The sequence below is a fragment of the Methanospirillum hungatei genome (genome assembly GCF_019263745.1).
Classification (GTDB): Archaea; Halobacteriota; Methanomicrobia; order Methanomicrobiales; family Methanospirillaceae; genus Methanospirillum; species Methanospirillum purgamenti.
The window spans coordinates 1,282,926-1,301,331 of sequence record NZ_CP077107.1; the positions used below are offsets into that span (position 1 = coordinate 1,282,926).

21 protein-coding genes are annotated in these 18,406 nt (G+C 44.5%); 1 reads left to right on the forward strand and 20 read right to left on the reverse strand.

What is annotated here, in order from left to right; all coding sequences use genetic code 11:
* Nucleotides 1-2: 2 nt before the first annotated feature.
* The 6 genes from flaJ to KSK55_RS06010 all read right to left on the reverse strand — a co-directional run bounded on the left by flaJ (nucleotide 3) and on the right by KSK55_RS06010 (nucleotide 6,264).
* Complete coding sequence (gene flaJ, locus KSK55_RS05985; RefSeq protein ID WP_218608570.1) at nucleotides 3-1,607, reverse strand: archaellar assembly protein FlaJ; 1,605 nt, start codon at nucleotides 1,605-1,607, stop codon at nucleotides 3-5.
* 4 nt (nucleotides 1,608-1,611) lie between these two features.
* Nucleotides 1,612-3,474 carry a type II/IV secretion system ATPase subunit gene (locus tag KSK55_RS05990; protein ID WP_214420594.1) on the reverse strand — a complete coding sequence of 621 codons (1,863 nt, stop codon included), beginning with the start codon at nucleotides 3,472-3,474 and terminating at the stop codon, nucleotides 1,612-1,614.
* 2 nt (nucleotides 3,475-3,476) lie between these two features.
* Nucleotides 3,477-4,244, reverse strand: coding sequence for an archaellum protein ArlH (gene arlH, locus KSK55_RS05995; RefSeq protein ID WP_214420593.1), 768 nt, complete (start codon nucleotides 4,242-4,244; stop codon nucleotides 3,477-3,479).
* A gap of 164 nt (nucleotides 4,245-4,408) precedes the next feature.
* On the reverse strand, nucleotides 4,409-4,861 hold the full coding sequence (locus tag KSK55_RS06000; protein ID WP_218608571.1) for a hypothetical protein: 453 nt from the start codon (nucleotides 4,859-4,861) through the stop codon (nucleotides 4,409-4,411).
* A 3-nt stretch (nucleotides 4,862-4,864) separates the two neighbouring features.
* Nucleotides 4,865-5,359, reverse strand: a complete 495-nt coding sequence (locus KSK55_RS06005; protein ID WP_218608572.1) for a flagellin — start codon at nucleotides 5,357-5,359, stop codon at nucleotides 4,865-4,867.
* Between the two features lie 8 nt (nucleotides 5,360-5,367).
* Complete coding sequence (locus KSK55_RS06010; RefSeq protein WP_214420590.1) at nucleotides 5,368-6,264, reverse strand: hypothetical protein; 897 nt, start codon at nucleotides 6,262-6,264, stop codon at nucleotides 5,368-5,370.
* A gap of 280 nt (nucleotides 6,265-6,544) precedes the next feature.
* Here KSK55_RS06010 and KSK55_RS06015 point away from each other — a divergent pair, with 280 nt between their 5' ends.
* Nucleotides 6,545-7,276: a tetratricopeptide repeat protein gene (locus tag KSK55_RS06015; protein ID WP_218608573.1), complete on the forward strand. Its 732-nt coding sequence runs from the start codon at nucleotides 6,545-6,547 to the stop codon at nucleotides 7,274-7,276.
* An 8-nt stretch (nucleotides 7,277-7,284) separates the two neighbouring features.
* Here the strand turns inward: KSK55_RS06015 and KSK55_RS06020 are convergent, their stop codons facing one another.
* From KSK55_RS06020 to KSK55_RS06085, 14 genes are all read right to left on the reverse strand, one after another.
* Complete coding sequence (locus tag KSK55_RS06020) at nucleotides 7,285-8,022, reverse strand: heparan-alpha-glucosaminide N-acetyltransferase (RefSeq protein WP_218608574.1); 738 nt, start codon at nucleotides 8,020-8,022, stop codon at nucleotides 7,285-7,287.
* 8 nt (nucleotides 8,023-8,030) lie between these two features.
* Nucleotides 8,031-8,993, reverse strand: a complete 963-nt coding sequence (locus KSK55_RS06025) for a zinc ribbon domain-containing protein (protein ID WP_218608575.1) — start codon at nucleotides 8,991-8,993, stop codon at nucleotides 8,031-8,033.
* A complete protein-coding gene (gene sucD / locus KSK55_RS06030; RefSeq protein WP_214420586.1) occupies nucleotides 8,994-9,860 on the reverse strand; it encodes a succinate--CoA ligase subunit alpha in 867 nt (288 codons plus the stop codon).
* Nucleotides 9,857-10,936: a succinate--CoA ligase subunit beta gene (locus KSK55_RS06035; protein WP_218608576.1), complete on the reverse strand. Its 1,080-nt coding sequence runs from the start codon at nucleotides 10,934-10,936 to the stop codon at nucleotides 9,857-9,859. Before KSK55_RS06035 ends, sucD begins: the two co-directional genes overlap by 4 nt.
* Nucleotides 10,936-11,472: a 2-oxoacid:acceptor oxidoreductase family protein gene (locus tag KSK55_RS06040; protein WP_214420584.1), complete on the reverse strand. Its 537-nt coding sequence runs from the start codon at nucleotides 11,470-11,472 to the stop codon at nucleotides 10,936-10,938. Before KSK55_RS06040 ends, KSK55_RS06035 begins: the two co-directional genes overlap by 1 nt.
* On the reverse strand, nucleotides 11,462-12,253 hold the full coding sequence (locus KSK55_RS06045) for a thiamine pyrophosphate-dependent enzyme (protein WP_372238734.1): 792 nt from the start codon (nucleotides 12,251-12,253) through the stop codon (nucleotides 11,462-11,464). The genes KSK55_RS06040 and KSK55_RS06045 overlap by 11 nt, the downstream gene beginning before the upstream one ends.
* Complete coding sequence (locus KSK55_RS06050; protein WP_214420583.1) at nucleotides 12,250-13,344, reverse strand: 2-oxoacid:acceptor oxidoreductase subunit alpha; 1,095 nt, start codon at nucleotides 13,342-13,344, stop codon at nucleotides 12,250-12,252. Before KSK55_RS06050 ends, KSK55_RS06045 begins: the two co-directional genes overlap by 4 nt.
* Before the next feature lie 13 nt (nucleotides 13,345-13,357).
* Nucleotides 13,358-13,630 (reverse strand): 4Fe-4S dicluster domain-containing protein, encoded by a 273-nt coding sequence (locus KSK55_RS06055; protein WP_214420582.1) that lies wholly within the window; start codon nucleotides 13,628-13,630, stop codon nucleotides 13,358-13,360.
* Nucleotides 13,627-14,184, reverse strand: a complete 558-nt coding sequence (locus KSK55_RS06060) for a FumA C-terminus/TtdB family hydratase beta subunit (protein WP_218608577.1) — start codon at nucleotides 14,182-14,184, stop codon at nucleotides 13,627-13,629. The genes KSK55_RS06055 and KSK55_RS06060 overlap by 4 nt, the downstream gene beginning before the upstream one ends.
* Nucleotides 14,181-15,017 (reverse strand): fumarate hydratase, encoded by an 837-nt coding sequence (locus tag KSK55_RS06065; protein ID WP_218608578.1) that lies wholly within the window; start codon nucleotides 15,015-15,017, stop codon nucleotides 14,181-14,183. Before KSK55_RS06065 ends, KSK55_RS06060 begins: the two co-directional genes overlap by 4 nt.
* Before the next feature lie 71 nt (nucleotides 15,018-15,088).
* Nucleotides 15,089-15,601 (reverse strand): 50S ribosomal protein L16, encoded by a 513-nt coding sequence (locus KSK55_RS06070; protein ID WP_214420579.1) that lies wholly within the window; start codon nucleotides 15,599-15,601, stop codon nucleotides 15,089-15,091.
* Between the two features lie 30 nt (nucleotides 15,602-15,631).
* A complete protein-coding gene (locus KSK55_RS06075; protein ID WP_214420578.1) occupies nucleotides 15,632-16,423 on the reverse strand; it encodes an ABC transporter ATP-binding protein in 792 nt (263 codons plus the stop codon).
* A complete protein-coding gene (locus KSK55_RS06080; RefSeq protein WP_214421306.1) occupies nucleotides 16,424-17,209 on the reverse strand; it encodes an ABC transporter permease in 786 nt (261 codons plus the stop codon).
* Between the two features lie 88 nt (nucleotides 17,210-17,297).
* Nucleotides 17,298-18,314, reverse strand: coding sequence for an ABC transporter substrate-binding protein (locus tag KSK55_RS06085; protein WP_218608579.1), 1,017 nt, complete (start codon nucleotides 18,312-18,314; stop codon nucleotides 17,298-17,300).
* Between the last annotated feature and the right edge of the window lie 92 nt (nucleotides 18,315-18,406).

The window sequence follows — 18,406 nt, forward strand, 5'->3', positions numbered from 1 at the left end:
GCTTATACACCTTCAAAGACGGGGATCATAAAGAATATTCCGGTAATGATTGGGGCCACAATATAAAGAAGGCCGGATACGGAACAGATAAGACTTGTATAAAAATATACCAACGCATTATCTCCTCCTGATACAATCTTGCCTGCGAGAACATTCGATATCGTTAGCATTGATATAATAATTATTACATAAAAACCGATAGCATCCTTGTCAAAATTTGAGAAGACAAACATGCTGCCACCCATTGCACCGGCGATCGATGCTCCCTGACCTGAAGTGAGGGCTGCTCCCGCTTCTCCAAGCGATGCCATTTTTTCAGCGATGGCATCTGCCATAACAACGAGAATATGGTAGAGAAATAAAAATATTGCCACCATCATGGCATGCATCGGAACAAGAAGCGTCATAAATCCCATTGAAATGGTATGCCGATGATCACGCAGAAGAACCTGATCAAGCATTGATGAGCTTACAATCTGTCCGACAGTATCAGCTTTCCCACCCAGCTTGAGCGCATCCCGATAGATATTCAAATATTTGTATATCAGGTAACTGCCCCCGTCATTGATAAACCGCTGCCATGTCCGGTCCTCATCAAGACCGAGATTCAGTTTGGAAAAAACCGCATTTATCAGAGGCTCAAGATACATAAGAGATTTTTTATCGATATCCTGAATCGCAGGAGCGATGGTTGTACCTTTTCCACCCTGTACCGCACCGACTCCCCGAATAAATGTAGGAAATTCAGAGTCTCTGAGAGTGATGTTCCCATCATCAATATAGGCAATAATTCCCAGTGGAAATAAGAGCATTCCAATTAACATGAGCACAAGGCCGAAATTCATACCCAATAGTAATAATAAAATAACAATAATCGCAAGAATCGGAATGACTTTCTTCTCCATCCGATGGATCATATTCTGTTCAGGTGAACCCTGCTGGAGACGATGTGATTTTGGATCGGCAGGAACTGCCTTATACATCGTAACTATTCCTACGACAGAGATGAGAGCGATAATAAGATAAGAGGTCATCAGGGTCCCCTGAATGTCATCAGGTGCATATATTGCAATAGAGACCATGATGATGATCCCAACTAAAGCTCCAGAGAAGAGCATGGAGATGTACGCATCACCCCATTTTTTCAGCATTTCAATGCCCTGCTCATAGGTTGACTTGTACACGTTCCTGATTGTCTCAAGCTCACGGGTTAGGTAATCGCTGTCAGGGACACCGGATTCAATAGCATTTGCATACCGGTTTATCATCGAAAACAGCATCTGACTCTCGATTTTTTTGGCTACATTGGTAAGAGCTTCAACATAACTATACCCCCATCGTTTCACCAGCAAGTCAGCACGGCGGATATACTTTGTTGAGACATATTCAGCTCGTGCACCCGTATATGAAAAAATTTCCGGACGAGAGGCGTCGGCTGTGATAATTGCTGCCATGTAGGTAAGCATAAACAGAAGATCTGACCCCATGTACTTATCTTCAATAAAAAATTTGTAGAGTCTTGCATGGACATCTGCATACAAATCCTCAAAGGGCAGCTTCCCTGAATTTGATGTCCTTAACCGGTCTAAAAATCCTTCAAGTGCCATAAATCTAGATGTCGATCGCCAGAAGACCCTGCTTTTTCAGTTTCGTGATCATCAGGAAGAGTTCAATAAAATCAGTATAACCGGCTTTATGGAGTCTTTCAAGAATTTTCGCGCGCTTGTCAACTTCCATGTAGATCTGCGCTTTTTTGTGTTCCGGGATACCAAGCATGGTTGCAATCTTATTCTCAAGAAGAAAACTAGAGCCTTTTCCGGTAAATTCATGTGTGTCAGTAACCGGGTCCCAGGTAAAAACTTCAACAAACGAGAAACCTCCACTTTGTGGATCATATCCCACCAGTTCTGATACGTTTAACTGGCGTCTGACCATCGCTCCATCAGGACGACGTACTGCACTCTGGATTACCACGAGATTTAAGTTATCAATGAATGTCTTCGGGATAAGGATTGGATCTCCGGTAAGACGCTGAATGAGTTTTTCAACCGTTGCAGCATGGAATGTACTCATAACCGGGTGACCGGTCTGCATCGCACCGAATGCAACTGCACCTTCAACTCCACGGATTTCTCCGACCATGATCATGTTCGGACGCTGTCTGAGTGCAGCACGGAGCAGATCGAACATGGTCACATCTCCACCTTCACCTTCTCCTTTCCCCTTCCCTTTTGATACTTCACGAGTCCAGTTTTTATGAGGGATAATGAGTTCAGGAGTATCTTCGATACTTACAATCTTCGACTCTGGTGATATGAATGTCGTAAGTGCATTCATCGAGGTGGTTTTTCCTGATGCTGTCTCACCAGACATGAAAAGGGACATACCGTTCTCTATGCAAATCCAGAGATAAGCTGCGAGTGCATAACTGCAGGTGCCAAACTCCACCAGCTTGGTGATAGAGATGACATCATCCATAGCTTTACGGATAGTGAAATTACTCCCCTGACGGCTGATCTCTGTTGAATAGACAATATTGATACGAGAACCATCCGGAAGAGTAGCATCGACAATCGGGTTTCTATACGTAATCGGCCTGCGGGACTTTTCTGCTAACTTTATACAAAAATCATCAAGTGCAGCTTCCTGATCAAATCCGACGACAGATTTGAGGCCTTTAAAAATTTTATGTTCGATAAAAATGGGACCTAATCCGTCACAAGTAATATCTTCAATAAAATTATCTGAAATAAACGGGAATAGCAGACCGACATCTATTTTATCCCTGATCATCTGGTATTCTATTGCATCAAATTCCTGGGGACTGACAATTATCCTGCCGTCGGCAAGATGAGGGACATCTGCAAAAAGGCGTTCAGCCCCAGGTTCTTCTTTCGCAGTCAGATCGGTTGTTAAAAAATTTTTAAATTTATCCCCAAACCCAGTCGGCCCTTCGATCTTCAAAAGGGATGGATCGATGGCCTGCCCAGGTTTTTTAACATACATTACCTGCCTGAGCAAGCGTTTTAATACTGATGTACGCTCTTCCGGAGTGACTGGATCTTCATCTAATGCATCAAGTAAGTCAACCAGACGGTATTCGATTGCCGGAAGCAACCGTCCGATATTATGCATGAATGAGGGTTCGATGGGGATGTAAAAATTCCGGACATCATTTGGATCAAAAAATATATGAATGAATATTGGCGGTTTTGCTGGATAGATGAGATTTGGATCTTTGATTCCCTTCAGGTCTCGTTTTAGTTCAGAAAAGAACAAGGGGATTCCAAACTCATCTACGGGAAATATATGCAGATATTCAAGGAGATGAGGATAATTTCTGGCATATTCTTTTGCATTCGCCGGAAGCATCCGGTAGAGAGCACAGGAGTCAGGATTTATGACACACTCTTCAGTATCATGACTTTCAGCTTCCTGAAAAGGTATTTTACCCTGAATCTGCAACCGGGACATTTTCAGACTTTTGCAACCGAGACCGGAATAATCTTCATACCATAACCGGGGTGGACTTCAAAACTCACCAGGTTACCAGTCGTTTTTCTGGCACCTCTGACTTTGACCACTTCCAGAACCATGACATATTTATCTCCCATCAGTTTTCTCATCAGGAGCAGGTGTGCATCACAAATGGATCTGACCCGTGTCAGCACTTCATCGGTAAACGCATAACTATGCATCGTAATAAGGATTGTTTTCCCCTGATCACAGATATTTTTCGCCTGGGTTAAAAATGAAAGGACGGCTTCATTCGTTGTATATTCTGTAAAGATGGTCAATGAATCAATAATTGCCACATCAGTATTACTAAATTTTACATGGGTGATAATACGTTCCAGAATATCATTCATCGCATCCGGAGTCCATTTGAATTCCACCAGGTGACAGTGAAACAGGCGGATATATCCCCAGGCAAAGAAATCAGAGATGTCAAGAGACATTGATTCCATCTGGGTCAGAAAACTTTTCGTGGTAAGCTCGGTTGAAAAGAGATCGACTCTGAGGTTGTTATGCATGCTTCCCCACATGAACTGCTGGGTGAGCACTGATTTACCAGTATCATTCTCCCCTTCGATGAGTGTTAACGAACCGAGTGGTAAACCATCTGCAATTTTTTTATCGATTTCAGCATTTCCCGTTGTGAGAATTTTTCGCTCTTCTTTCCCGAGGAGATCTGCAATGTCTCCCCGTGCTTCTTCGATAGATGTAAGATCTAGTTCCGCCATGTGATGAATGCCCCTATAATTATATTCCTTTCGTGTAGTATTAGGTGTTATCTAAACCTAATTTTTTTTCTTTGATTTTGATTTTAAGTGAATTTGTTGTTTATTGAAATGATATTATTCGTGAGTTAGTTATTTGCTTAGAGATATTATTCTATTTATATTACTTATGAAGTCGCAGTAACGCCATTTGGTGTGACAAATTTTGCCCATGTAGGTTGTTGTGTCAGAGAAATATTTACAATTAAAACTTCTGAAGGATCCCACATACCTTTATTAATGATGTCAGAAGCAGTAGTAACTTCAAAACGGACACAATTATTTTTCGTATACCTCTTTGTTTTATTTACAGAATCATATGTAAAAAGATCCATATTTAAAAAGTCTTTACTCGTAAATGATGTCGATCCATTATTAAATACATTTAATGAGAGAATGTTTGAATTCCACGAAGATTCCATCGATATATCTGTTTGTTTAATTAATTCCTGATTATATGAGACATCCATTTGAGTATAAACGGTGGTTTCTGCAACCATGAGGATACCTGTTGCTATGACGTACCCTGCAATAATGATAAGTAATAGACTTACTGCCCCTGCGATTAGTGAAGATGCCATTAATTATGTGAGTGAGAAAGTTACAGATCTTCTTACACTATTTGGAAGAGTAAACGTAAAAGAAACAACATCACCATCCACAATAGAATCTGCTGATAGAGTAATTGTTACTTCTACGGTTTCCCCTATTGTCCAATATGCCTGCTCCAAATCATCAGAGAACGTTTTACTTCCTCCAACACTTGAATGAACATATCTATCGTAAGAATTGGTTCCAACTTCTTTATCGATTCCTAAAAAGACATCTGCCTTATATAAATCATTCTCAGAAATTCGATTAGAACCAACATTCTTCATCCATACTTTCACAACAGTCCCATCAGTATACGTATTCACTATCCGAAAATCCGTCTTAAGTTTCTGCTCAGCCGACGACGAAACAGTCCCGAAGGTATCACCAGCAGAAAATATTGCTGGAAGAATAGCGGTAATAAGGACTGCGGCCCCAAGGACCGCCCCTATTATCATGATCGATGATGAGATAGCTTCGCTTGCCATATTGGCATTTACTCTCGGGAGGGAATATACTCAAACTCAGAGTCATCCTCAATCAGATTATCCGTCTCCTCAATCCGACCGGATGGCATTCCCATCTTACGTTTCTCGATCAGCACATCAAGCATATCCCGATCAAGGCCTGGATCTTCAGGCTGTAATATCCGGTTGAGTTCATAAAGAGCAAGTACGAATTCATCTGCTTTCATCTCATGGACTTCTCCGATAGACGGTGCCATAAGACGGGCAATATCTTTCACCTGTTTACAGTGTTCTTCGGAGATATGACCCATCTCCTTATACGATTCAAGCATGAGGTCAACCCGGTCATGCCCATATCGTTTCACATTATTTGTCGTCCATTCAAACAGGCTGTATACTTTCTGGATTTTCACCTTTTCACGTGGTTTTTTCTGTTTCACTGGTTCGGCTGACGTTGCAGGTTGCGTAAACAACTGATTTCTAAGTGCTTCAAGCATCCCTTTCTCTGCTGCAAGAGAGGACAACGCTGATGAGACACTGGCTGCTCCCCCACCAATTCCTGCACTCATCCCCATATCCGGCTGACCAACCGGTTCCATAGCTTCTGGTTCCTCTGACACTGACATCGACCCCCCTTCTTCTGAAAAACCGCCTCCGGATGGTTCTTCATCATAATCATCAATATACCCCTCCATGGGAGTTGGAGTTGACGAGTGTTGCCCGACAAACTCCACCGGGTTCCCCTTTAACGCCTGAACAAGCGGATTTTCCGCATCATTCATACGTTCCCGTATATCGATAAGCAGGCGTTTAATCGAGGTCTTCAGCAACTCAACCTCATCTCTGAGCTTAAGCAGTTGAATCTCAGGATCTTCGGCAGATGCCGAAGAAATGATGCTGTCGACCTGCGCCTGGTTGACTGGCATAATAATGTAAACATTGCCGCCGTAAGTATAAATACATTTTTTATACCCGGATAGAACGCCTATTTCTAAAATTAAAGACTAATAATTAAATAACCCAAACCAGATCCTGTACCCGGATTATTGGAGAGTTTTTCACAAAGTAATTCGTACTACACCATTCCGGTGCTCAGGATTACAGCATCCGTCGAATATGAAAAAGACAAAAATAAATCCGCCTATATCATCGTTTTCAATCATTTAGCCACAACCCTTATTTCATACCATTCCAACCGTGTACGGAATGAATCGATCATTACTTGTCGTCACTATTTTGGCACTATTCATACTGGTTCCAATATCTTCTGCTGAAACTGATGAGATGACGGCTGATGAACATTATTTAATGGGAAATGCACTCTCCTCATTTGGTCAATATGAGAATGCAACGAAAGAATACAGACTTGCGCTGGATATGCGACCCGACTTTTCAGATGCGCTAAACAACCTGGGCATCGTCCTGAACAGACAAGGAAAATATGAAGAAGCACTTGAAGTAGCAGATAATGGTATCAGGGTAAGTCCCAATGATGCAGATGCCTGGTACAACCGGGGCATCACCCTTGGAAAACTCTCACGATATGAAGAGGAAGTAGACTCATATCGTCAGGCCCTTGCCATCAGACCAAATTTCTCCAGTGCATGGGAAAATATGGGAGCATCATATTTTGACCAGGGGAAATATACCGAAGCAATAAGTGCATACAAAAATGCAACCTCCAATGATCCGACAAATGCTATCGGCTGGTATTATCTCGGAACAATTTACGAGAAAGTTGGTCAGTATAATGAAGCAGTCACCTCTTTTGAAAAGGCAATTGAGATAGATCCAAATCTGACTGTTGTCCAGACTCGTTTGGAATCAGTTCGAAAAAATGCCACTACAACCAATTTCTCTCAGGATGTAGTTCCCCAAAATAATACGAAGCCTAAAGAAAAAGAATTACTATCCGGTATTTTGAATATTCTAAAATAATCCCGTTTTTATACAATACTTTTTCCGGATAATAATATCAGCAGGGTAATGAGTATTGGCTGATGGATAAGGTATATAAGAAGCGACTTTTTTCCAAGATACGAAAGAGTGGTCATCCAGACCGAATCATGAAAATGATTCAGATATCCGGATGAGTTTTTTGAGTAAAAATAGTTCCCGAGTGATAATCCTATTAAAAAAACCGAAAGCCAGGGAATGAGTGGAGTATAGTCGACTGAGTAAAAACTGGTGGGATACATTCCAGACCATGCCATCCATAATGGACCTGAGGGAAGTATTCCGCTGTATGAGATGAGAAGAAGAATTGCTGCACACACGATTCCATAATACCCAAGACGGTGGAGAAAAGGTGCCAGGATCAAGGAAACACCAATCAGATGTAAAATTCCAAATACAACAAATCCGTGACCGTTTAAAATCCACCATGTTACAAGAGTGATTCCAAAGCCAATGAGTAACAAAAAAACGCCCCTTCTGAAAAAACTCAGGATCTGATCTGATAAATCAGGAGTTTTGGAGATCTTAATATTGGCAGATACACCCGCAATTCCAACAAAAAGAATTGCAGTACAAAGCCCAAATCCACGGAGAAATCCAGCGAAAGGATCAGGACCAGGAATACCTAAAAAAACCAAATCAACAAAAAAATGGAAAATAATCATCATGACAATAGCAATACCACGGCATGCATCCAGTTCCGGATATCTGCCCTGATGAACTGCCATAAATGAACTTATACTTGGGATTTTCCACACACCGGACAGAATCTGGCATACAGTGAGATCTTAGAGCCACAATGGATGCAAAACCTGGGTTTCCCCCCACTTGTACTTGTGTGAGAGCCTATTTTTCTCCCAATCTTGATTGATGTGATATCCGGTTTTTCAACATGAATCAGTATTGAGTCGCTCCCCGGTGTTGGTACAATAATGGGTTGTTTTACCGGAGCTGGAGCTTTGGACGGTATTTTCGTTGCTATTGGTGGCGATGGCTGAACAGGAATGGATGGCGGGATAACCGATTGCGGTGGAAGTGGAATCTCATCCTGGGGCTGTACTGGAGGTATGAAAGGTTGTTCTGGTTCTTTTATTTCAGAAACCGGTGGTTGTGGAACTGGTTCAGGCACCACATTTTGAACCTCCTGGGCAGGTACAGGAGGAGGAAGAGGCACCTCTGCATCTATTATCGGAGCTGGTACCTGGACTACTGTTTCAGGAGAGGGGGCTGGAACAGGAGGTGGGACAGGTACTTGGGGTGCCTGAGGCTGCACTTGTTGTTCAGGTTCTGGTTCGGGTTCTGGTGAATACCCGTTAATTGCGGCAAACCACTCCCGACATTCAGTCTCCGGTTCAGTAATGAGACCGGTAAACACCAGTATCATAAGCCGGGTTTGCCCACCTACTTCCATTGATACCGCAAGTGCAGGACGATTCTTCTCATCCCGTTCAATAACTGCACCCTGAATCATGGAAACAGGTATCTCTTTTGCAATCGTCCCCGCACTCTGCTGGGCACTTTCAATCAAAACAAGTCGATCACTGGTCAGAATAGCAAGAAAATTGTAATTTTTGATCCGGATACCATCACAATATCGGATCATGCTCTCTCCAATCTCTAGAATTCGAAATGGATTGAACTTTCCTCCACTCGATTCATCCCCATCTCCCCTGACACGGAGATTGTCTATGATTGACATTTACATCACTTCTCGAATCATTGCCGGGATTTCTGAGAGACGATCTGCTACGGGGACACCTAGACCCCTGAGACGGGAAATTTTTGCATTGGCATCTCCTTCCCCACCTGTAACAATTGCTCCTGCATGACCCATTCGTTTTTCAGCAGGTGCAGTGGTCCCGGCTATAAATGCAACAATCGGAAGGTCAGTATTTCGTGCTCCTTCTTCTTCAAGATTTCCGCCGAGTTCTCCCAGGATGACTACCGCTTTCGTTTGGGAATCATTCGCAAACTGATCAAGTGCATCTGCAAACGTCTGACCAATAATTGGATCACCTCCGATTCCTATTATCGAGCTCTGGCCTATTCCTGCACGAGTCAACTCATGAACCACTTCATAGGTTAATGTCCCGCTCCGGGAGATGACTCCAACTGATCCTCGAGTGGAGAGATGGACCGGCATAATTCCCATGCTGATCTCACCAGGAGATAATAATCCAGGACAATTCGGGCCGATGACCGTACAATCCCTGATTTTTGCATAGGTGACTGCTTTCATCACATCGTGGACCGGGATATGTTCCGTGATAGTAACTACAAGGTCCAGTCCAGCATCAGCTGCTTCCATGATAGAATCACCTGCTGCCGATCCGGGAACAAAAAGAACAGCTGCTGAAGCATCCTCTGTTTCTGCAGCCTCTCCTATTGAGTTGTATACAGGAACACCATGAACCTGCTGCCCGCCTTTTCCAGGGGTGACGCCGGCAACGACACCCCTTCCTCCAACTGAGCGGGCATACTGATTCATTCGGTCAATATGAAAAGAACCCTGGTTACCAGTCGCTCCACATACAATAACACCTGTGGACTTGTCAGCATAAATCATGATGCAGCCTCCACCGCAATATGCACCGCTTCTTCCATCGTATCAAGCATTCGGTACCCTTTCGAGGAAAGAAGGGCTTTTCCTTCTACTTCATTTGTCCCAGCAAGACGTACAATAATCTGCTGACTGACTCCTGCTTCAATAATACCAGCAGCCACCTCATCACATCTGGTTATTCCACCAAGGAGGTTTACAATGATAACGGTAACATCTGGCATTGAGCCGAGCAGTCGCACTGCATGGGCAACCCTGACCCGATCGGCTCCTCCCCCGACGTCCAGGAAATTAGCTGGCTTACCACCCATCCGGTTGATAAGATCAACGGTTGCCATTGTAAGCCCTGCACCATTACCAATTACCCCTATATTGCCATTCAGTTCAACAAATGAGAATCCATGGGCTGCAGCCAGACGTTCACGTTCAGAAAGATCGCGATTTTCTGAAATTCCATGACGGGCTAGGGCATTATCATCAAGGATTAATTTTGCATCAGCTGCATAGAGTCCTTCAGGAGTCATTACCAGAGGATTTATTTCCGCAAGAAGAGCGTCCTGCGCCATGAAAACAGAATATAATTTCTGGATAACCGGTCCTATCTCTTTTGGTGCACCACTCAGAAGATACCGGAGTGAATAACCAGGAACTGAAGAAAGAAGAGGAAAAACAGTTACTTTTCTGATAGCATCGGGGTTTTTTTGTGCTACCTCTTCGATATCTACACCACCTTCTGTTGTAAACAGAATCACTGGAGCTTTTTGGGAGCGGTCGATTGTAATAGAAAGATAATATTCATGTTGAATCTGAAGTTTTTCCTCAATGAGAATCTCCTCAACCGGAACTCCCTTTATGGTAGCACCAAAAAGCTGATCTGCTACTTCCTGGATCTTCGCATACTCAGCCATAAGGATGCCTCCGGCTTTTCCCCGGCCAGCAACCTCGACCTGGGCTTTCACCACTGCTTCCTTTATATCAGGAGTGACAATGAACTCTTCTCCTTTTTTTACATGTAACCCACAGGGAATCCTGATCCCTGCTTTGTTTAACAGATCCTTTGCCTCGTACTCTTTCAGTTTCATTATGAACCGTCCTCCGATCCTAACTCCTGACCTCGTTTCATCGCTTTCAAATTCAATTCTTCAGTTCCTTTTGGAACACTGTCCAATATTGCTTTTTCAAGAGCCGATCCGGTAACGACAGTAGTTGCAGTAGTTAATGCCCCGAGCATTATGATATTTGCAACAATTTCACGACCTAATTCTTTTTTTGCTGTAACTGTTGCCGGGATGCCAACCCAGGTACAGCTCGGGCGATCATGTACAAGCCCAGAATCGAGGAGCATGATTGCATCTTCTCTGGAATTTTTTCCGTATTTTTCAAATCCCTGCTGACTCATGATAACATAGGTGTCAGGATCCCGTACCTTTGGAAATAAAATCGGCTCATCATCAATGATGACCGCACTCATAGAAGCACCACCTCTCGCCTCCGGACCATACACCTGAGTCTGTACAACATGCTTTTGATCATAGAGTGCTGCTGCACGACCAAGAATGACCGCAGACAGAATGATACCCTGACCACCAAAACCTGAAAACCGAACCTCATGCCTCATCAGGCACCCCCATAAAAGGACGATGCCTTCTGACAAACTCTCCGACAAGGAACGAATCATCGGGTAATTCATCACCAGGCTGTCCTGTCCGCTCCCACTTTTCCTTTAATATTGCGTGGGATTTCAGGTAGTTCATATAATCAACCGGCTCACGATATTTATTCCGCCGACCATACGAGGTCGGGCACTGACACCTGACCTCAATAAGAGAGAAACCAGGTGTTTGAAGACCGGTAAGTACGGCATCAGTCAGTTGTTTAACATGAAATGATGTCCACCGTGCAACATAATTTGCTCCTGCTGCTATTGCCAGTTCTACAAGATCAAACGGTGATTCAGTTGCACCATAAGGTGTCGTTGTCGAAGTTTTCCCGAGAGGGGTTGTAGGACTACCCTGACCTCCAGTCATGCCATAAATGTGGTTGTTCATACAAACCACAGTGATATCGATATTTCTTCGGCATGCATGGATGAAGTGGTTTCCACCAATTGCCGCAAGGTCGCCATCCCCGGTAAACACAACGACATGCAGGGATGGGTTTGCCATTTTTACTCCGGTTGCAAACGCTAATGCACGTCCATGAGTTGTATGAAGTGAATCAGTCATTATGTAACCAGGTGCTCGAGATGAACACCCAATCCCTGAAAGAAACACCGTTTTCGTCTGATCCCATCCGGTCTTTGACACGGCTTCCAGGACACAGTTCATGATCGTCCCATTCCCACATCCTGCACAATAAATATGGGGAAGGCGATCTTCTCTGAACCAGTCGTCTCTCATGATGATCCTCCAGCAATCCTTACAGCATCGATGAGTTCTTCAGGGGTATGCAGTTCCCCACCAATCTTACCAAGCGGGATCACTGGAACATGAACATGCCTGCCAATTTCCCGGGATATCATTCCAAGGTTCATCTCAGGAACGATAAATGCCTTCACATGAGGGAAGCGGCTGAGTAAATCTTCGGGAAACGGCCAGACTATCCGAAGTTGCAGATACCCCGTATTTGGTACCTTCTTTCTTTCAACTACTTCGCGAACCGTTCTGACAGGTGCACCATAACAGACAAAAATATATTCTGCATCTTCATTGACGATGGTGTAGTCTGCTATCTCATGTCGTGCATCTTCTATCTTTGAAACAAGTCTCCGAACCAATGAATCATGTCTGACAGAGTTTGTTGTATCAGGATACCCTCGTTCATCATGAGTAAGGCCAGTGACGGGGATATGCCGTCCGGTACCAAATGCTGCAAATCCTGGAATTCCGTCTGTTCCTGGTGAAAATGGGAGTGAATTTTCAGGCATCGGTTTCGGGCGGATGATTTCCACCGAATCCGGGATCTCAATCTTCTCCCGCATATGTCCAATCACCTCATCACCCATCAGGAAAACCGGCGTTCTGAATCGGTCAGCCAGGTTAAAGGCCTTTGCAGTGAGATCAAAACATTCCTGAACACAGGATGGACAGAGGGCTATGGTGCTATAATCTCCGTGAGAACCAAATCTCACCTGCATCATATCACCTTGTGCTCCCATGGTCGGTTGTCCGGTTGAAGGCCCTCCCCGCTGAATATTGACAAGGACGCAGGGAGTTTCAGTCATAACTGCATACCCGATATTCTCCATCATGAGTGAGAAACCCGGACCTGAAGTTGCAGTCATGGAACGTGCACCAGTCCATGCAGCCCCAATAATCGCCGCCATGGAAGCAATTTCATCTTCCATCTGAATATAGCAGGAACCCTTCATTTTTGGCATACGCGATGCCATATGCTCAGCAACTTCAGTTGAGGGAGTAATGGGATATCCGGCAAAAAAATTACATCCTGCTGCGAGGGCTCCTTCTGCACATGCAATATTCCCTTGCATAAACGCTATCCGGCTAATACTCAATCACCACTTTCATTGGTTCATAGGGTTTTTCAGGCACCCACCGTATTGCCTGGTCTGGACAAATCAGCGCACACACGCCACATAATCTTCGTCCATATAACTCCTGGAGTCGGCAATTTGGGCATCGTTCCGGCCGATCCAGTTCAGGAACGTATATCCCCCTCCGGTTTGGACGACTCCCCGGCCTGTAAATTTTATACGGACAGACCATGGTACACAGGTTGCATCCTTTGCACCGGGATTCGTCAATCTCGAGTTTCATATTCCGGTCGTACTGGTTGGATACATACCCTGAAATACTTCATGTGCATGCCCCTCAACCACCGCAAAGAGATCTCCACCATGAGCATCCATTGCAACCGTAAGCGGAAGCTTATCCAGCTCAATAATCCATACTGCTTCTGCCATACCAAGTTCAGAATAATGAACACCAGTCAGATTCATTCGGGCAGCAGCAAGATTTGCACACCCTCCGGTAAAAGCGAAATATACTGCTCTTCCCCTGAGCTGATCTCTGACATGAGCAGACATCCCACCTTTTCCTATGATACCTCTGATACCTGCATCAATCATAAAACCGGTCAGGGGATTCATTCTTGCCGAAGTGGTCGGTCCTGCAACGACAATGCGGTTGTCCTGGATTACCGGGCCGCAATGATATAATACAGCTCCATGGGGATCAAAAGGAAAACCATGCTCCATGATATGGAGGTGAGCTTCATCACGTGCAGTATACACAATTCCGGAAAGGGTAACCATTTCTCCGGCTTTCAGATCTAAAATCTCTTCACCGAGAGGCGTTGTCAGATGTTTCATAGAGAAACCTCCACCGTTGCACGCCGTGCTGCCCAGCATTGAATATTTACCGCTACCGGAAGTGATGCGGTATGACAACCAGCGAACTTAACTTTGACAACAAGGCAGGTTGTATCACCACCGAGTCCCATCGGTCCAATCCCGAGCCGGTTTACCTGGTCACAAATATCCTGTTCGTACTCAGTCATAGAATCAACCGGTTCTAATAATGCTTCTTTTGCAAGGGAAGCAGCTTTATCAAATGTTCCTCCGACACCAACTCCCAGAAAAACCGGAGGACAGGGTCGGCCACCGGCTTTCAGCATGGTCTCAACAATGAATCGTGGAATCGAACCTTTTTCTGACGGATTCATCATGTGGATGCGGGACACATTCTCTGAACCAGCTCCTTTTGGTAATGCCGTGATGGTAAACCGGTCACCAGTACATACATGAACTGGTGGCATCTCAAGGCCGGTGTTTGTCCGGGTATTTTCCCTGGTTAATGGATGAACGAGGTTCGGCCGTAAAGGAACATCATTTGTTGCCTTTTTTATCCCTTCATGCACGGCTTGTTCCATCTCAGGTGACCAGGAAAAACCAGGAGGTATGGTGACATACATCACAGGTATTCCGGTATCCTGACAGAGTGGAGCTGATCGTTCTTCTGCCAGCCGGATGTTTTCTAAAATATTTTCAAGTTCCTTTCTGGCAACCAGAACAGATTCATTACGATGAGCGTGTTCCAGCCGGGTCTTCACATCAGGAGGAAGATTTATCTCAGCGTCCCTGACTGCCTTCCAGGTAGCATCAGATAGAGATTTCAGGAATGCAGGATCACCGGAAACAGACATGAGATACATATCTGTATGAAAGCGGTAAAGACCTGATGGAATTGATCACAAAAAAGAATAGAAAGGAGAATTCAGGCTTCCGGTTTCATCTTGATTTCGAGATGAGTCGGAGACGGGAGTTTGTGTCCACCATGACGAAGTGCATCCTTAATCTTCTCAACACCTGCAGGGTTTGAGAAGACTGAAAAGATCTTCTGGTTTTGCTGGACACGGGCTGCAGTACCTACTGCCTTTCCAAATGCAAGGCGCATCCCCTGTGACACACGGTCAGCACCAGCACCAGTTGCCTGTTTGTTTTCACGCAGGACATGATGTGGATAGGTCCGCAGTTTCAGGTGGTAGTTCATACGTCCCAGTTCCTTGTTCAACTTTCTGTTAATGCTCATACGGGCTGCTTCAAGAGCAGAATGACGAATCTGACAACTCTCATCCACAACCAGGGAAACTTCCATTGGAAATTCGCTTGTCAGGTTCCCCATATCAAAGTGAACGACTTTAACCCCGGGGATACCTCCCATATATTCCTTGCGAGTATAGGCCTTCTTCGCAAGGTTTCTGTACATGCTGTTTGGTTTTCTGACCATGAACCCGAACTCCTGTATTGATATGTGCTTTTATAAATTGCCGGATTTGCACTTAACCTTTTCTTCCTCTCGTTCCTCTTCTTCGATCATATCAAGAAGATGTCGCCTGAGATCAATAAACTCCTTATTCGTCCGATCACGGGGGCGAGAGATGGAGATGTTGACAATTTCCCGAATGACACCAGGACGGGGAGATAATACAACCACCCGATCCGAGAGAAACACGGCTTCATCACAACTATGCGTAACAAACAAAATAGTCTTTTTCTTTGTCTCCCAGATATCCAATAACTCACATTGCATATGATTCCGTGTTTGGGCATCCAGTGCGCCAAATGGCTCGTCCATTAAAAGAAGATCAGGATCAGTTGCAAGTGCCCGTGCAATTGCCACCCGCTGACGCATCCCGCCGGATAATTCATATGGATAACTCTGTTCAAACTGTGACAGACCAACGAGTGCGATGAACTTTTTGGCAATTTCGTTTCTCTCATCTTTCGCTATTCCCCGCATCTCAAGTCCGAAGGCAACATTACTTAAAACGCTCCTCCAGGGAAACAGCGAATATTCCTGAAATACCATCCCGACCTTCTGACCAGGACCAGTTATCAGAGAACCATCTACCCGCACCTCTCCGGAGGTTGCCGTATCCAGTCCTGCAATTATCCGGAGTAATGTTGTTTTTCCACAACCAGACGGCCCGACAAATGAAACAAACTCATCATCAGCAATAGAGAGATTGATATCAGACAGAGCAATAACCCGGTCGCCATCATCACGGACAAATTCTCTGCACAGGTGAGAGATCTCAACGCTGCCCATTTAGTTCACCTCCCCTTCACGCCATTTCAGAAGTGTCCTGTTCATGGCAGATCTGAATAAGTAGTCAATAAACAGACCAACGAATCCTAAAATCAACATATACACCATGACATTGTCCATCTGGTGAAGATTGTAATACCACCAAATCTTCTGACCCAGACCAAACCGGGATACTCCGAACATTTCAGCAGCAACAAGACACATCCAGGCAACACCACTGGCAACCCGGAATCCAGACGCCAGATGAGGCAGTGCTGCAGGCAGGGCTATGTGCCGGATAAGAGAGGCATTACTTGTGCATCCAAGCATTTTTCCAGCTTCCACAAAAATCCGTGGAATGTTTCGGAAACCTTCGTACGTGTTGACAAGTACAGGAAACACGGCACCGATAAAGATGACAAATCCTGCAGCAAGGTCTGTAAGTCCAAACCAGACTATTGCAAAAGGTATCCATGCCAGAGGGGGAATAGGGCGAATGATCTCAATAATCGGATCTAATATCCTGTTTGCTATCGGGAACCAACCGATAAGGATTCCTGCCGGAACACCAATAAGCACAGACAAACCAAGTCCGATAAAGAAATGAACCATGCTCACGGCAAAATCCATGGGCAGAGTCCCGGCAAAAAGAAGATTATAAAACGCAAAAACCACATCGGTAAAGGATGGAAGAATAAAGTGGTTTTGAACTACTTCTACTGCAAGCAATTGCCAGAATATCAGAAGTGCCGATATTGAAAGGACAATGTAGCCGGGGGATCGTAATCCCGGAAGATTTCCTGTCATTAGTTTATTCTCACTATAGGTGCCAGCACGCTGACACATCTCTCCTGAGTACTGGTCACTGAGAAAAGGAAAAAGTATGGGCTTAGCTTTATTGCTTGACCCAGAAACTCGTGTCAATCAGGTCGTCTTTGGTTACCTGAGTCTTGATGTACCCAAGAGCTGCCTGATCATTCGCATAACTGGAAACTGATTCAACAATGATATTTGGATCAGATACCCACTCACCATCCCATTCCTCAAGTGATTTCAGAATTACTGAACGGTTCATAGAGGTCATCTCTTCCATGTGCTGTGAAGCCTCATCCCAGTTTTCTTTGTTAAACTCGGTAGCCTGTTCATGAATTCTCATGACTTCAGCAACTATCTCGGGATGTTCCCGAATCATCTTTCCGCTTGCGACAAGGACACAACAGACATGGTTTGGTAACATTTCACCAGAATGGATGATAATTTTTCCAGCTCCGGCTTCCTCAATGGTGGTTGGGGAAGGTGCAGGAAGGAATACAGCGTCGACTTTTCCAGCCATGATAGCTGTGGTTGCATCTCCAGGTCCCATAGCGACAATTTTGACATCTTTCTCAGGATCCATACCCTGTTCTTTCAGCCAGGTTCGCAGTATTGTGTCCTGAATAGTCCCTGCAGGGAATGTAGCAATTGTCAGATCTTTCAAATCAGCTGGACTGGTATAGTTAAGTCCGGTTTTTAACACTACTGATGAACCCTGCGTCTGAGCAGCGGCGACGATTTTTCCATCAAGGCCTGTTGCAACAGCAGTCACAAAAGGTGCTGCACCAACATATGCAAAGTCAAGATCTCCAGCCAGCATTGCCTGCATCTCAGGAGCACCAGTCGGGAAACTGTATGCTTTCACTTCTTTGATGCCCATGGGCGCAAGTGTTTCATTATACATACCCTTGCTATAGGCGGTCATAAATGCCATCTGATGCGTGCTTGGCTGATATCCAATATTTAAGACAGTCTTATCTCCGGCTGTCCCATTTTGTTCAGTGGTCTTGGCTGATTCCTGTGTCCCAGTACATCCGCACAGAAGCACCAGACCAATCATGAGAAATAATGAGGCTATGAACCATACCTTCTTTACCATAATTCACCTTTCTCATATACTAGGGGTATTCATATTCATAAAGTACCCCATATACGAACGAATTAAAGCAAAATAGCCAAATTATTTTAAAA